The sequence below is a fragment of the Onishia taeanensis genome, from assembly GCF_013349955.1.
GTDB classification, from domain to species: Bacteria; Pseudomonadota; Gammaproteobacteria; order Pseudomonadales; family Halomonadaceae; genus Onishia; species Onishia taeanensis_B.
On record NZ_JABVXC010000077.1, the window covers coordinates 1 to 399 of the forward strand.

At 60.7% G+C, this 399-nt stretch carries 1 protein-coding gene; it reads left to right on the top strand.

The genetic code is table 11. From position 1 onward, the window contains the following. Positions 1-399, top strand: a 399-nt coding sequence (locus HUS66_RS17545; RefSeq protein ID WP_175072465.1) for a response regulator, incomplete at both ends; no start/stop codon positions are given.

Sequence of the window (399 nt, forward strand, 5' to 3'; positions counted from 1 at the left end):
GAAGACAACGAGGTCAATCAGTCACTGGCGCGGGCCATGCTCGAGTATCTGGGACAGCAGGTCACGGTGGTGGAAGACGGTGGGCAGGCACTCGAATGGCTGGCGCAGGCTGGCAACGATGTCGATCTGGTGTTCATGGACATGCAGATGCCGGTACTGGATGGCGTCGAGACAACGCGTCGCTGGCGTCATCACGAGGCCGAGCAACCCGCCAGCGCTCGTCTGCCGATCATCGCGATGACCGCCAACGTGATGCAGGAGGATGCACGCCGCTGTATCGATGCCGGCATGCAGGGGGTGCTGCACAAACCTTTCACGCGTGATGATCTGCATCGGGTACTGCAACAGTATCTGGTCCAGAGCTCTGATTCGCAGGAGAAGGTGCTCGCGCCAGACAAG